A 14,443-nucleotide genomic window follows, 5' to 3' on the forward strand; every position below is an offset into this window, starting at 1 on the left:
GTATTTTTTGTATCTGCAGGTTATCAGTTATATATAATTTCTCTTTTTTTTTATTTTAATATTATTCGAATTGATTTTTGATCTGGTAGCCCGAATCTTTCAGCAATTTTTCGCGCTGGAACAATTCAACATCCGCTGCAACCATTTCTTTAACCAATGCTTTTAAATCATACTTAGGTTTCCAACCCAGTTTCTCGTTTGATTTTGTTGGGTCGCCAATCAATAGGTCAACCTCGGTAGGGCGGAAGTATTTAGAATCTACAGATACAACTTCAGATCCCACTGGCAACAGAAAATCGGGGTTGGTGCTGCCCGATACGTAGCCTTTTTCGTTTTCGCCTTTTCCTTTAAATGTTATTTCTATCCCAACTTCGGCAAATGCCAATCTAACAAATTCGCGTACGGTGGTTGTTACGCCTGTTGCAATAACAAAATCCTCGGGTGTTTCTTGCTGTAAAATAAGATACATCGCCTCTACATAATCCTTGGCGTGGCCCCAATCGCGCTGCGCATCGAGGTTGCCTAAGTATAATTTGGATTGCAGATTCATGGATATTTTAGCAACAGCCCTGGTTATTTTACGGGTAACGAAAGTTTCGCCGCGCAGCGGGCTCTCGTGATTAAACAATATACCATTACAGGCAAACATATTGTATGCTTCGCGATAGTTCACGGTTATCCAGTAGGCATACAATTTTGCAACTGCATAAGGCGAACGCGGATAAAATGGCGTAGTTTCTGATTGCGGAACAGCCTGCACCAAACCGTAAAGCTCTGATGTGGAGGCTTGATATATTTTTGTTTTTTTAACCAGATTTAAGAGCCTTACAGCCTCCAGTAGCCTCAGGGTTCCAATACCATCGGCATTGGCGGTGTACTCCGGGGTATCAAAGCTAACCTTTACATGAGACATGGCCCCAAGGTTGTAGATCTCGTCTGGCTGCACTTGCTGTATGATCCGTATCAGGTTTGTCGAATCGGAAAGATCCCCGTAATGAAGAACAAATCTTTGATCTTCATCATGCGGGTCATGATAAATATGATCAATGCGTTCGGTATTAAATAACGAACTACGGCGTTTAATGCCATGCACTTCGTACCCTTTAGATAATAGCAGATCGGCTAAATAGGCCCCGTCCTGTCCGGTAATGCCAGTTACTAAGGCGATCTTTTTACTCATATGTATATTGTAGCGTATTTAATTAAATAATTCAAATGTATTAATTTTTAAACCGTTTTGATATGAAATTTTAAAAAAAATTATTGCCAAATTTCCATATGCTAAATAATATTTACACTGTTTGGGGGTAACAAGCGCAAATATGCATGGTGTTAAATTGATTTTTAAGGTTCAGGCCAGCCCTAAAAATATTGCAATTGCTGCAACTGTATCACGTATTTCCTAAGAACCAAATTTGAAGCTGCCACGACCCGAAACGCCGGGTTGGGCAACAAATAAAGAACCACTTAAAGGGTATTGTATTAATTCGTCCTCCGTCATTTCGCAGCTTGCCGTAGTAATAAAAAGTTGATCCAGATTTTCGCCGCCAAATGCGCACGATGTAACCTTGGGGGCGGCAACATTAATTTTTTGCAGCTGTTTGCCGGTATGCGGATCGTACCGGGCTACGCCGAAACCATCCCAAAGGGCTATCCACAGCATGCCTTCGCTATCAATGGTCATCCCATCCGGGTAACCTTGTTCTGATGGGATTTTGATGATAACCTTCTTATTAGCAATTTGCCCGCTGATGGGGTCAAAATCGTACCTGGATACTTCTCCTATTGGGGTATCGATATGATACATGGTACTCTTATCGGCAGACCACGCTATACCGTTCGAGATAGTTAGCCCGTCCAGTTTCTCGGTAAGGTTAAAGTCGGGCGTTAAGCAATAAAGTTTATTATCGCCGGTAGCGTTTCCCATGGTTAACGATCCTACCCAAAACCGGCCATCAGCATCGCATTTGCCGTCGTTAAAACGTTTGTTACTATGGTGTATACCGGTTTTAAGCTTGTATTCAATTTCGCCATCGGGCAAATTCAAAAATGCCATGCCGTCTTCCAGCGCCAGCAACACTTTGTTATGTGCCACAGGCACAACCGTACCCACACGCTTATTGGTTGGGTAGCTTATATTGGTGTGGGTGGCAGGGTCGTAAATATTAAATACTCCGGCCTCAATATCTACCCAGTAAAGTTTTTTATTAAAAAAATCCCAAATGGCTCCTTCTCCTAAAATTGCGTTTGTTTTATAAATTATATCGGCATCCATAATTAAAAGCAATTGGTATGAGTTTTATCCCTAAAGTCTTATTTTTTAACAAAATTATAAATGATTCTGATAATTTATAATTAAAATTACAATCATAAATAGATTTTAACAACATGACAGGATCCAGCAAAATAAGAGTATTGCATATTTCACAAGTACAAGGCGGAGTAGAAACTTATATAGAGCAGATTATTAATAATATAGACAGAGACAGGTACGAGTTGATTGTTGCCTGCCCCGAAATGCGCCAATCCTTAATTAAAATGGCGGGGAAATACAATGTGCCTTACATCAATTTAGAGAACACAATTGAGATCTCGCCCATAAATGATCTTAAAAGCATTTTAGCTACCATTAAGTTGGTACGTACCCTTAAACCCGATGTTATCCACGCCCATAGTTCAAAAGCGGGGATGATCACCCGCCTTGCAAGCATTTTTTTTAAAACTAAGGTATTATATACGCCCCATGCTTTTGCTTATTTAGGTAAGCAGGGCCTTAAACGAACGTTTTTTTTACTTGTAGAGAAAATAGCCAAACCCGTTACCGATCTGATTTTGGCAACATCCTACTCCGAGGCGGCCAGAGCTACAAATGATGTGGGCTTTTCGGAAAAGAAGGTAATTACCTGCCCTAATAGCATTGAAATTTTACCGGAAAGAAAAAGGAAGGAAAAAGCCGATAGAATAATGATAACGATGGTGGCGAGGCTTGTTGACCAAAAAAACCCGATGATGTTTTTGCGTGTTTGTAAAATAGTAACGCAGGCAAGGGATAATGTGTTTTTTCAGATAGTGGGTGCAGGTTTTGATGATAAGTGGAAAACAGACCTGGAGAATTATATAGCGGATAACAGGCTTGAAGATAAAATGGCCATATTATCGTGGAAATCGCGTGCGGAGCTGCTGCAAACCCTGAGAGAAACAGACGTATTTGTAATGACATCGTTGTTTGAATCTTTTGGGTATGTGGTTGCAGAAGCACAAATGCTGAACGTGCCCGTTGTGGCCACCGATGTTGACGGCCTTAACGAAATTATTGAGAACAACATCACAGGTTACCTGGTTGACGTAAACGATGATGCAGCAATGGCCGAAAAGATACTGGCTGCAATTGATGATGACCATAAAACAGACGACATGGTTAAAAAAGGCAGGGAGAGGGTAAGTAAATTATTTAATGTAAAGAATAATATTAAAATCCTCGAACAATTTTATGACGAACATGCAGTTAAAGTATGATAATGAGAAATTTAAAATTATCGGCGCTTGTTTTTGTTAGCCTGTGTTTTATCGGGGTTTTAACCTTATCATATTATCGCAACACAAATTCACAACCCACAGATATAAGCATTGCTATTGATTGCAGTAGCCCTAAAACACAAACCAAATCAATGATAGGGTTTCTGCTTTCGGTAAACGCACAGAAGCCCGGATCAGACTTAATATTACCGCTACATCCAAAATACTGGCGAGTAAGTTCCAGAAACAAGCGTATAATGGCCAGGATGAAAATTTTTGGTGCCCAGCCTATTTTTACGGTGAGTGATGTTTTTAAGTATGCAAGCGCCGATGATGATTTTAAAAAAACGCCGGTACGCTTGATGCGCCAATGGAAAGATACGGTGAAGAGCGTTATGTTTCAGCATAGGGCCGAGAGGATTAAACCGATATATGATATTTGGAATGAACCAAACGGCAAGCAATTTTGGAGCGGAAGTAACGAGGAGTTTTTTGATACTTACAAAAATGGTTACGACCAGATCCGTAGCATGGTGGGTGGTAGCACAGCTATGATATCGGGCCCGTCGATCTCTAAATTCGATGTAGAATTCCTGGGTAAATTTTTAGATTATTGCCTGGCAAACAAGATGACGCTTGACGTGCTAAGCTGGCACGAATTTAAAAGTGAAGATGACATACCAAAAGTGGCCGACGATATTTTGCTTGCAAAATCGATGTTTGTAAATAACCCTAAGTATGCGGCGCTGCACATTAAATCTGTTCAGATAAACGAAATAATTCCGCAGAGCGACCAGTTTTCGCCCGGCAGTATACTGGCCTATTTTACGTACCTGGAAAAAGGTGGTGCCGATGGGGCCTGTAAGGCCTGCTGGACCGAATCTAACGGGAAAAGCAACTGTTTCAACAATTCGTTAGACGGGCTTATCGATGCGGAATCGATGCAGCCCCGGGCAGCCTGGTGGGCTTATAACTATTATAATTTAAGTTTGGCCAACAGGTTAAAATATACCTCTAACAACAGCCATGTGGTAGGCTTTGCAAATTATCAAACCAATAACATCCAGGTTTTACTGGGCTATTATGGTAATAAGACGGCAAACGCAGCTGTAACAAGCGTTAATGTGAACTTACGCAATGTACAATCCCTGGCGTCCTTTGCCACAAAAAGCACCGTAAATATCTCGGTATTATCTATCCCCAATACCGGCGAAAAGGTAATGGATGGCCCCAATCCTATCTATCAAACAACTGCAACAGTGAGCAATGGGCAAATTAGTTTCTCGGTACCCCAGCTTTACTTAAGCGGTGCCTGCGTGGTTAATATCAATTAGAGGCAGCAGGCTCAGCGTTAAATAATGTTCAGGATCTTATCGCTAAAGGTTTTTGGTGAAAAACGTTCTGCATTAGGGAAATCTACAAACTTAGGTTTAGTTTTTAACGTGTTTATCAATACATTGGCCAGCGCCTGGTTATCATTAGGGTTGTACATAATGCCGTTATGGCCGTTTGTAATTGTTTCGTTTACCCCTGTTACTTTCGCAGCTATGGTATACAGGCCGCAAAGCGAGCTTTCTATTAAAACAACCGGAGATCCCTCTGATGACTCTATTACCTTATCAAACCCTTCAAAATCGCAGGCTTCTTTATCAATGGTTGGGAAAATGAAATAATCACAATTCTTCATCCACTCCAGCACGTTGTCTCTCCAGCCTATCCAGTAAACATACTCATCCAGTCCGTTGGCATGGCAGTACTCTACCAGGTGATTCTTGAAGTTTTCTTCGGGTTTGGTTTTAGGATTGCCTAACAAAAACAGTACGGGCATTTGCTCTGGTGTAAATGCATCTTTAACGGCTTTCATGGCGTATATTAAGTGATGCACACCTTTTTGCGGCCTTATAAGGCCCGCGAAAAGTAGTTTTGTACGGCCGGTTAATTCCGGCTTCAACAGGCCGCTTATTTCGGTTTTTACGGCATCGGCATTAATTGCGCCATATTGTGAGAAATCTATCCCGTAGTTAAGCACCATCTTTTTGGGCGATGGAGGTAAGCTCTCCAACACATCGGTGCTGGGGCACATTAAATGGTTGGTAAAGGTTAAATATATAAGCCGGGCAAATGACGGCCTCAATTTATTCTTGCCCTGCAGGTAGCAGATCTTTTTGCCCTTAAAAAACATGCAAAGGTATAGCATCATCACCGCTCCGCGGGGATCGCAGAAGTACATGCTATCAAACTTACCCTTTTTTAATATTTTAAAACACTGCGAGTAAAAAGGTACAAGGCCTTTAAAAATTGAATTGAAAAAATTAGAAGGCTTAAACCACCTATCGGAGTTGCCGTATTGCTTAAGCGTATCGCTGGTGTTAACCATTATAATTTCATCTACATACGGCCCAAACATTTCGTGGTGTATGTTGGTGGGGTCGTCTGCCAGCAGAAGGGTGATATAAAAATTTTCTGCTTTTAACGCTTTACAAAAATTTAACGATACGCGTTGTGCACCGGAGAAAACCGGATAAGATTCAAAAACTAAAACTTTCTTATTTTTCATGAAATTTTTTATTAAAGGGATACTTTGATTTAATTGACTACCCATTTTTTGCCACTCGCAAGTGATCTGGCAATTCCAAAAAAGTATTTTATCCTTCGTATATTAAAAAGGCGCAGCACATCGGCCCGCCGGCCATTCCAAAGCAGGTAATACATTATCCTTTCAATCAACAATTGTGTTAAGTAAGCCTGGTCTAAAATCGAATCGTCTGTTTTAAGAATTATGGCATCAACCGTGGCCTGCAATTCTTTCAGAGGGATATTTGGATTTATTTTGGCCCTGCCCGGGCCGGTAATAATGCTCAATGTTTCTAATTCCTGATCAGTTAAGCGCCCGCCTAACTTTAAATTTAAATGCATCAGGATCTGTTTGAACATAGCATGATCTATACCGCGTTCGCCTTCATAGCTGCTGGTTACGCTACCCGGATGTTTACGGTAATGCAACAGCACGGTTGGAAGGTTATGAAACTCGCAGGTACCTATCAGGTCTATCCACAGTTTGTAGTCTTCGTACTTAGGGCAGGTGGGATCAAATGTGATATCTTTAATAATATCAGAACGGAACACTACAGTGGGGTGAACAAAAGGGTTATAGCAATAAAGCGTAGCTATAATTTTGCGCTGGGTTACCGGGCTGTAGCGGATCTTATTGGTTGATCCAAAATACTGCACCGCGGTACCAAGGAGCCCAACTGATGGGTGCTCATCCAGGTAATTTACCTGCTGTAACAATCTTTCGGGAAAAGCTATATCATCGCTATCCATCCTTGCAATATATTTGCCGCCTTTTTTTATAGCTATTTCTAATCCCCGGTTAAGCGAGTAGATCAAACCTTTATTTTGCCCGTTAGAATAGTAACAAATTCTTTCGTCTTTTATAGACAGGATCACTTCTTCAGATTTGTCTTTGGAGCCATCATTAATTATGATCAGATCAAAATTTGCAAAACTTTGGTTGAGCACACTGTTTATAGAATCGAGCAGAAAGTCTGCCTGGTTATAAACGGCCATAATAATATTAACCTTTGCCATGTTTGTATTAAGGTATTGTGTTTAACCATTAAGCTGGTTACTCCAAGCAAATAAGTATCGACTTAGCCGAACTGATAATTTAACCAGCTCTTATTCCTTTTCCGGTTTATGATCACCTTCTATTTCGTCTGTTTCTTCAGGATAGCGTATTAAATCGGCCCTGTTATAGCCCCTGTCTATATCATCAGTTTTATTATTTGTTTTATTGCTAACTGTTGCAGTGTCGTCTTCAACAGTAGTTACTAAAACCAATGTATCCTTAGCTATGGATTGACTATTAATTATGGCAGCAACCAATACAAATAAAAGTGTGAAATTGAGGAAATATAAGTTACCCATAGATTCGGAGATACCCGCGAATAGGATATATAACATGAAACTTAATAGGGGATATGCCAATTTTGACCCATTATTCCACATTAACCTGATTTTTTTAAAAAGGTTAAAGAGCAAGCCCATGTATATGATAAGGCCGATATAACCATAATCAAAAATTGCGGAGAGTGCTGTGTTGTGCGGGCTTTTAGCTTCCGGGTCTCTCCAGCCAACAAAAAGATAGGCCCATTTTTTTGACATGCCAGAACCATAATGCCCGTGCAAGCCGTAACCGATTAATTGTTCGGGTTGAAAATTAGCCAGCCACTCTACTGCCATATTCCAAATAACATAGCGCGAGTTTCCTGTTTTCAACTCATTTCCACCCCTGGAAATAAACTCAAGTTCGGGGATTTGTGAGATTATCGGCGTGATGTAAAGAAACATTAGCGGGCCAATTATCACTATTATTGGGGCTAAACCGAAGATCCGTGGTAATTTAGTCCTGTTGAAACGCGATTGCCATATTTTACCTAAGTAAATCATGACAGTAATTAAAAAGGGGAAGTAAAGCGAAGACCTGGAATCGACAAATAAAAGCGTTGCCAAAAAAACAGCGGAGGAGAGCCCGGTAACAAACCTTCTTTTGTTATGGAAAATAAACATAGAAACGCTTAAACAGAAGGCTCCGCCAATGTAAACGGCATAATTATTAAAACCAGCTTCTAACGGGAATTGTACCCGGTTAATATTAAGCCCCAGGTGAGAAAGCAACACCGCGTTCATCGATTCGTGATCATTGGCAAGTACGCTCTGTGTAAGTGTTACGTGTAACCAAAACAATATAAAATTGCTTATAGCCAACAAACAAAACGGAACTATACAAAAATCAATTAAAACGTCTTCCTGACTTCTAAACCTCGTTTTTGACCAGTAATACAAGAAAAAACAAATGCAATATATTGCGAATAATAGTGTATTCCCGACGTTAAACAGGACGAAATTTAAAGAGTCATGCGTGCCACTGGTTCTTATAAGACTGATTACTATAATTAATACGTAAAAAATAAGATGGCTATTTATCCGGAATAGATTTTTAAAATTTAACAGCGGGCTTTTTTTCCAAAGGATTGCAATGGCTAAAGCCAAAACAAGTACCGGCGCCAGGCTTATTACAATGTTGTCGGCAAAATAGTTTAATTTTAATATTACTAAGAAAATTATAAGTGCGTTTATTTTCATTGAAAAAATTTTAATAGTATACCCACGGTCAGGTAAAACGTCAACTCTCTAAGTTGAGCGTTGACAGGTAAACTTACGTCGAAAATGCTACATTTTCAATATTGGCATTCGCCATCAACGCTTTACTTTATTGCGCTTTGTTTGTATCGTTAAAGATCTCTTCGAACGGCTGACGTTTAAACACCTCTAATTTACCACCAAAAGTAGCGTTTATCACCTCTCTTCCGTCAGCTTCAAAGTACTCTTTTGCTTTTGCAAAACCTTGCTCCATTCTATCTACGTTAGGATCGTGCCACTTATATCCTTTGCCAAAATATTGCGGGTTAAAATGGTTAGGGTCGTCTTCCGTTGATAAAATATCAAAACCACTTTCTCTAACATTACTTATTAGTGCCGATTTTGGAATAATGTAATTATGATCAAAGCCTATCATGTAAACCGTTTTAAAGCCCATGTAATAAGCCAGCTCCAGGCACAGATAAGTAACAGAACCACCTACCCACAGGCGACGAACAGGGTCGGTTGAAAAAGAGGGGAAGTTTTTCTTATCACCGTAATTCCTCAAAACATTCATCAAAAAAGTTTTATTATCCGGTTCTAACAAGTAAGCTAAATATGTCCCGAAGAATTTATACTGCGATTCGTGATAAGCATTTATTTCATCCTTTCTATCTACTGCTACCAAATAATCTTCAATAACATAGAAGGTTGGATAAAACTGCATTTTCTCATAGTTGAGATATATGGCATTAACCCCAAAAGTATACTCGTTTTTTAACTTTGTTAAATCCAACGCGTTTAACGATGGGCCATTGCCGATGATAAAACAGCGTTCTCCCTTAAATTTATCTTTTAAGTTTCTAAACTCGCGATCTCTCTTGGTGAAAAATATATTCTTTCCGGCGAGTTTAAACCGTGTGGTATATATAATCCGCATGAAGATATTAGTGTGTTTGTCAAACGCGTACTGATCTACAAGCAAGTAGTATAGAGGCCCAAAAATCTTTTTTAAAATAGTCTTCATATTTAAATAAGTTAAATGTTAATTACATGGCAGCTTTTACTAAGAAAGCTGCATAAATTTTGTTTGCTGAAAAAGGTATTCTCTGTATGTATGGGCAATTTTTTTTAATGTTTTAGATATTAAGCAGTTGTTAATATATTCTGTTTATCAGAACCCGTATGATACACACCATAATTAATATAGCCGCAGGTAATAATGCACTACGTTTAAAATACCATAAGAAGTTGGTCCTAAGCGATTTAATCGACAAGTAAACGTTCCACCAGTTATTGATGATCAGGTTAGATATTCCCTGCGCTAAGGGAAATGCCCACACATCTATCTTTGGTAAAAAGATATAAATTAACCCAATATTCACTGCTCCACTTATGATAGCCGATTTATAGAACGGAATTTTGTTAGTTGTAACAACAATTTGTGCATGCATGGCATGATGCCGCTCTAAAAACCAAATTAATCCTAATACAATCAGGATATTATAGTCAATCAGTTTCGCTTTAGACCCTATTAAGGTTAATCCCCATTGACCAAAAAATATTAAGACAGATATGCCGATAACATACACCAGCAGGGCTCGTTTAATGCTTATTGCGGTAATGTTTATTAAGCCACTAAGGTCGTTTTTTACCCGCAACCCCGAGAAAGCGGGAAGTTTTGAATAGAACGGCGCTTGTGAGAATTGGGAAACAGTGGTAATTAATTTTAACGTAAGCAGATAGGCTGCCAATTTAGCTGAATCGGACACGTTTGAGTAAATTAACCCGGTGGCCTGGTTTATCCCCGTCGAACATAAAATCAATATACCAGAACGCCAGGTTGGAGCCCAGCACCAAAGGAAAACATCCTTATGAAAAGAGAAAAACTTAAATTCTTTAAACTTCCCATCACATATTTCCCTTTCCAGAAAATAGTCTCTTGTGATTAAAATTACGCTGAAAATTACCTGTGCGGCCGATAGAACTAATAAGCTATAATTAAAATAAACGATTAAAACCGACACTATAACGTTTAGGAAATTATTGATGATATCCCAACGATTTATTACTACAATGTTATTTGTTCCAATAATCACCGAATCGAATTTTCTGCTGAAAAAGCTTATAAAAACGCTGGCAACATATAAGTAATAAGAATTCCATAGTTGTCCTTGCTCATGCGTTTTCAGTATCACAGTACTTATTGGCTGGTACGTAAAGGCAATTATCAATACAACCACCAAAAAGCTGATAAATAAGTAGGTAGAGTTGATGGTGCCATATATTTTTTCCAATAGCGGCCAATTGGGCTTTCCGTTCAGATGCTTGTGATTGCCATCACTTACATCTGTTGGGCTTTCTAACCCATAAAAAGCAAATGATGTTATCCTGGAAAAGCTGGGATAAAACCCAAAATCAATAACTATTGCAAAAGAATTTATGGTTAATAGTAAATACCAAAATGCAATTTCGTTGATATTATACCTAACCAAAATTAACGGCGTAAGTACTAAAAGTTTAATAGAGCTGCTTAGCATATTGCCCCATGTTAAAATGGTTGGCGAACTCCATGCTTTTTTTATTAATTTGCTAATCATTGATTATTTCTTTGATCTTTGAATGAATGTCAATAAAAAGCTTTTTAAAACCTTCACCTGTAAAATGAATATTATCAATAGTGAACTTTTTTATCTCCGTGTCGGTCCAGTTTTTTAAAGTTGTTCGATTAGGCATTTTCTCTCCAAGTAGTTCATCGTATTCACTAACCATCTGATCAATATTTGTTGGCCTGCCGTTTAAATAGTTTCCGTCCCATCCTTTCACAAAGTGATTGGAGTCTATCCATATCAGGTTCTCTATTGCAGTAAGCTTCGGAATTATTTCCGTTTTAAAATATTCTTTCGAATAAATAGTGGTGGTCAGCTCGTTTCTATAATACACGTTAAACGGATGCTTATGATACGTAGCGTTGGCAATAAACAAATCTTCAAATCCAGCTACGCCTTCTTTGCTTTTTTTTACTACTTCAATATTGCTTAATGGCCTCGGCGAAAAATCCACAACCCCGCAATGTAAAACCACGGCCGAAAACTCACTCTTGTTTGGTACCGTATTGTAGAAATTTAAAAAATCAACTATGGTAGTAAATTTTTCAGGACAGATACGGTATTCCACTTGATAATGGCGCGCTAAATAGCTGATGTATGTTTTAAATGGCATTTTCCCCAGTTTTCCCGCTACGTTAAATCCGCGCGAATCTGTATAAACCAATATTTTAACATCATTTTTATTTATTAAAACAAGGAGCCGGCTATATATAGTAAAAACTACATTTAAACTTTTATTTAATAGTTTAAATAAAAGCCTTCCTGGAATTTTTAAAAGCGAGTGCATTTACGTTGTTGTTTTTGCGAAATTTAATCCAAATCTTTCAGCACATTGCTTATGCCGCCATCTATATTAAGGTTTGCACCGTTAATAAAGCCCAGTTTATCTTCGGCAAGCAGCAGGGCCAGTTGCGAAACTTCCTGTGGTTTACCAATGCGCTGGCTCGGGTGAATTTCATTTAGCATCTGCACTTTTGCTTCGTTGTTATCAAAGCCATCCCGCAGCATCTGCGTATCAATTGCGGCCGGGCTTATGGCATTAACGCGCACACGGCCCTGCAGATCAACCGAGAGGGCCTTTGTAAGGCCCACCAGCGCACTTTTAGAGCTTGCGTAGGATACGAAGCGCTTTTTTGTAAGCTGATGGTGTATGCTGGCTATGTTGATGATAGAGCCTTTTGCTTTTTCCAACTTCGCCAAAAAATATTGGCTCAGCATTAATGGGCCCGTTAAATTTACATTCAACGTTTGGTTCCAGTCCTGCAGTTGTAATTCGCTAAGGCTGGATAATATCTGAACCGCCGCGTTGTTGATGAGTACAAAGATCTCGGGGATCTCTGTATCAAAAGTTGCCTCGGCTTCGCGCTTGTATGCTGGGTCTGAACAATACTTGTGCAGATCGAACTTGAAAAACTTATCGCAGTACGGCGATTTCTGATCTTTTACATCAAAACCTATTACCGTGTAGTTGTTTTCTTTAAAGGTTTGTGCAAGCTGGGTGCCTATGCCGCCCAGTACCCCTGTTATAACAACCGTTTTTTTTGTTTCCAATTATTTAATATTTAGGTATCCAAACAAAATCTCAATGGCCCTTAAGCTGGCCCTTATTACAGCTTCTTTTGTGTTAGAGCCGTTGTGCGTGCCAAAAATACATTGTTCAAACTGGCGCAGCGGGCTATCGGCAGGCAGTGGTTCAACTTCAAATACATCTAACCCGGCCGACTTTACCTTGCCACTTTCTAAAGCAGCTATCAGCGCGGTTTCGTCAATTAAACCTCCGCGCGAAACGTTGATAATAATTACGCCATCCTTCATTAGCTGGATGCTCTTCTCGTTAATGAGGTGATAGCTGGATGGTGTTAACGCGCAGGTGATCACTACAAAATCCGCAGCTGCTAAATTCTCGGGGAACGGCAGGATGGTATCAACCCCGGCTTCCGCTGCAGTAAGCTTTGTAAACGGATCGTATGCGTTTATGGTAACATCAAAAGCTTTTAACCTTTTGGCAGTAGCCAGGCCTATATCGCCAAGGCCAACCAATGCAACTGTTTTACCGCTGATAGACATGCCCGCAGGTTTTATCCAATTACCGGCACGTACTTCACGGTCAACCTTGTAGCTTTCGCGTGCAAGGCCGGTAAAGTATGCAAGGGCCATATCGGCTACCTCGTTGCCAAACATGCGCGGGGTATTTGCAATAGGGATGCCCAGTTTTTCGCAGGCTTTAAAATCAACGTTATCAACGCCAACGCCCCATTTTACTGCGGCTATAAGCTTGCCGTTTTTGCCGGCGGTAAATACCTTTTCGGTGGCAGGGTCGTCGCCAATTATCCATGCATCTACAGTAGGTACCAGTTCAATAAGTTCGTCTTCGGTTAAAACCTGTACCACATTTGGTGTTACCAGCTCTAAACCTTTATCTTCAAAATAATGCCTCAATTGCTCAATTGCCCTAAGCATTGGCGGGCATGTTACTAAAACTTTCATTACTTGATGTTGTTTAATTGTTTGTACAGCAGTTCTGCCATTATAAAATTCAGTTCCACATCAATATCCTGCGCTTCTTCTTCCATCATCTCAAATAAGTAGGGCCTATCGCCTATACGGTTATGTTTTTTCGCCAATATTTCTTTGGTGAAAAGGTACATACACGAGTTTTCTTCAAAAATAGGGGGGAGGTCCTGCGTACGCAGCAATATGTTTGGGTTATGGTTTATAGGCCTTGCAAGGCTATCCCAGTAACGTACGTTTTTGCGGGTTACCGAGAAAAGCGAATCGTACATGGGGTATACTTCAAAAAACTTTTTAATACCCGCTGCTACCGTTTTTGCCGATAGGATAGGGTTGGTGCTATGCGTTTGCAGGTAAAACTCCGATGGTACCTGGTTAATAGAGTTCATCAGCACATCGTTCATCGGGATGCTGCCATCGCGCAAATGCTCGGGGCGCTCCAATATAATTACCTCCGGGAAAGCTTCTTTGGCCTGCTCAATAACTGTGGGGCTATCGGTATCTATAATAACCTTATCAATAAGTTCGCATTCCAGCAAAGTACCAACTACATGATGAAACAACGGTTTGCCCGCAAAATCGCGATAGTTTTTACCGGGCACCCTTTCGCTGGAGTGGCGCATGGGTACAATAGCAACAAGCTTATATTTATCTGTCATTTT

General features: G+C 39.9%; 13 protein-coding genes. 2 read left to right on the plus strand and 11 right to left on the minus strand.

Features of this window, described 5'->3' with window-relative positions:
- Positions 1 to 61: 61 nt before the first annotated feature.
- The gene (gmd, locus tag IDJ77_RS14490) at positions 62 to 1,180 is read right to left on the minus strand and encodes a GDP-mannose 4,6-dehydratase (protein WP_191189690.1); all 1,119 of its coding nucleotides are present in this window, start codon (positions 1,178 to 1,180) and stop codon (positions 62 to 64) included.
- 222 nt (positions 1,181 to 1,402) lie between these two features.
- The gene (locus IDJ77_RS14495; RefSeq protein WP_191189691.1) at positions 1,403 to 2,275 is read right to left on the minus strand and encodes an SMP-30/gluconolactonase/LRE family protein; all 873 of its coding nucleotides are present in this window, start codon (positions 2,273 to 2,275) and stop codon (positions 1,403 to 1,405) included.
- Positions 2,276 to 2,388: 113 nt separating this feature from the next.
- Between IDJ77_RS14495 and IDJ77_RS14500 the strand changes: the two genes are divergently transcribed.
- Positions 2,389 to 3,516: a glycosyltransferase gene (locus IDJ77_RS14500; protein ID WP_191189692.1), complete on the plus strand. Its 1,128-nt coding sequence runs from the start codon at positions 2,389 to 2,391 to the stop codon at positions 3,514 to 3,516.
- A 257-nt stretch (positions 3,517 to 3,773) separates the two neighbouring features.
- Complete coding sequence (locus tag IDJ77_RS14505; protein ID WP_191189693.1) at positions 3,774 to 4,850, plus strand: GH39 family glycosyl hydrolase; 1,077 nt, start codon at positions 3,774 to 3,776, stop codon at positions 4,848 to 4,850.
- A gap of 17 nt (positions 4,851 to 4,867) precedes the next feature.
- Here IDJ77_RS14505 and IDJ77_RS14510 read toward each other — a convergent pair whose 3' ends face one another.
- The 9 genes from IDJ77_RS14510 to IDJ77_RS14550 all read right to left on the minus strand — a co-directional run bounded on the left by IDJ77_RS14510 (position 4,868) and on the right by IDJ77_RS14550 (position 14,440).
- Positions 4,868 to 6,073 (minus strand): glycosyltransferase, encoded by a 1,206-nt coding sequence (locus IDJ77_RS14510; RefSeq protein WP_191189694.1) that lies wholly within the window; start codon positions 6,071 to 6,073, stop codon positions 4,868 to 4,870.
- 29 nt (positions 6,074 to 6,102) lie between these two features.
- Positions 6,103 to 7,107, minus strand: a complete 1,005-nt coding sequence (locus IDJ77_RS14515; RefSeq protein ID WP_191189695.1) for a glycosyltransferase family 2 protein — start codon at positions 7,105 to 7,107, stop codon at positions 6,103 to 6,105.
- Positions 7,108 to 7,197: 90 nt separating this feature from the next.
- Positions 7,198 to 8,664 carry an O-antigen ligase family protein gene (locus tag IDJ77_RS14520; RefSeq protein ID WP_191189696.1) on the minus strand — a complete coding sequence of 489 codons (1,467 nt, stop codon included), beginning with the start codon at positions 8,662 to 8,664 and terminating at the stop codon, positions 7,198 to 7,200.
- A 127-nt stretch (positions 8,665 to 8,791) separates the two neighbouring features.
- Entirely contained in the window at positions 8,792 to 9,688 is an 897-nt protein-coding gene (locus IDJ77_RS14525; protein ID WP_191189697.1) for a 6-hydroxymethylpterin diphosphokinase MptE-like protein, read from the minus strand.
- A 130-nt stretch (positions 9,689 to 9,818) separates the two neighbouring features.
- Positions 9,819 to 11,261, minus strand: coding sequence for a hypothetical protein (locus IDJ77_RS14530; RefSeq protein ID WP_191189698.1), 1,443 nt, complete (start codon positions 11,259 to 11,261; stop codon positions 9,819 to 9,821).
- Positions 11,254 to 12,057, minus strand: a complete 804-nt coding sequence (locus tag IDJ77_RS14535) for a hypothetical protein (RefSeq protein ID WP_191189699.1) — start codon at positions 12,055 to 12,057, stop codon at positions 11,254 to 11,256. Before IDJ77_RS14535 ends, IDJ77_RS14530 begins: the two co-directional genes overlap by 8 nt.
- A 23-nt stretch (positions 12,058 to 12,080) precedes the next feature.
- On the minus strand, positions 12,081 to 12,821 hold the full coding sequence (locus IDJ77_RS14540) for an SDR family NAD(P)-dependent oxidoreductase (protein ID WP_191189700.1): 741 nt from the start codon (positions 12,819 to 12,821) through the stop codon (positions 12,081 to 12,083).
- On the minus strand, positions 12,822 to 13,757 hold the full coding sequence (locus IDJ77_RS14545) for a phosphoglycerate dehydrogenase (protein ID WP_191189701.1): 936 nt from the start codon (positions 13,755 to 13,757) through the stop codon (positions 12,822 to 12,824).
- Positions 13,757 to 14,440 carry an acylneuraminate cytidylyltransferase family protein gene (locus IDJ77_RS14550; RefSeq protein WP_191189702.1) on the minus strand — a complete coding sequence of 228 codons (684 nt, stop codon included), beginning with the start codon at positions 14,438 to 14,440 and terminating at the stop codon, positions 13,757 to 13,759. Before IDJ77_RS14550 ends, IDJ77_RS14545 begins: the two co-directional genes overlap by 1 nt.
- Positions 14,441 to 14,443: the final 3 nt, after the last annotated feature.

Origin of the sequence: Mucilaginibacter pankratovii (assembly GCF_014773265.1) — a bacterium.
Classification (GTDB): domain Bacteria; phylum Bacteroidota; class Bacteroidia; order Sphingobacteriales; family Sphingobacteriaceae; genus Mucilaginibacter; species Mucilaginibacter pankratovii.